This is a genomic window from Bradyrhizobium sp. SRL28 (genome assembly GCF_018596315.1).
Lineage (GTDB): Bacteria > Pseudomonadota > Alphaproteobacteria > Rhizobiales > Xanthobacteraceae > Bradyrhizobium.
The window spans coordinates 1-653 of the sequence record NZ_JAHEAG010000194.1; the positions used below are offsets into that span (position 1 = coordinate 1).

The window sequence follows — 653 nt, forward strand, 5'->3', positions numbered from 1 at the left end:
GGATTACCGCGCCTACATCATGGGGCCAGACGGCCATGTCCAAAATCGTGTCGAACTGCGATGCGATGATGATGCCGAAGCTATCAGGCTCGCCAAGCAGCTCGTTGATGGTCACGACATTGAGCTATGGCAACTAAATCGACACATAGAGACATTCAGGCACACGGCCGAGCGGCCAATACTGAGGCAGCCGATTACTCCCGATCGCGCTCTCTGATCTCAGACTCGGCTTGAAGCCAAAACTCCAAGTCGCGGTCTGAAGGGCATCCGTGCTGTTCCCAAATTTCCCGGGCGCGTGCACTGATCGCCTGCTTGGTGCGTCTCGCCTCCCGACGCTGCTGCAGCCTCTGCTTCAGATCCTCGATCCAAGCCCTCAGCCGCTCCACGGTCGTCTGATCGTTCAGACGGGAAGCAATCCGGGTCGCCTGTTCAATCTTGCGCTCCAGCTCCCGGGGGTCGTCACTCTGATCCATAGACCACCTCCGTAAGTGAGACGGTTCAGGTCAGATCCTTGTTCATTTAGCGATGATGGAAACGTTCTAGACGGCCCGACGCACGAGGCTTCCGGACGACATCCCAGCTTCCCGGGCTGGGGATGTACTTGCGTAGGAACAGACTTCCATCACACCGCATTAAGTCAGCGCTCAGTTAGG

The 653-nt window shown here is 57.4% G+C and carries 1 protein-coding gene; it reads right to left on the reverse strand.

What is annotated here, in order from left to right; all coding sequences use genetic code 11:
- Positions 1-194: 194 nt before the first annotated feature.
- On the reverse strand, positions 195-473 hold the full coding sequence (locus KIP88_RS45950; protein ID WP_214494643.1) for a DUF2934 domain-containing protein: 279 nt from the start codon (positions 471-473) through the stop codon (positions 195-197).
- Positions 474-653 lie beyond the last annotated feature (180 nt).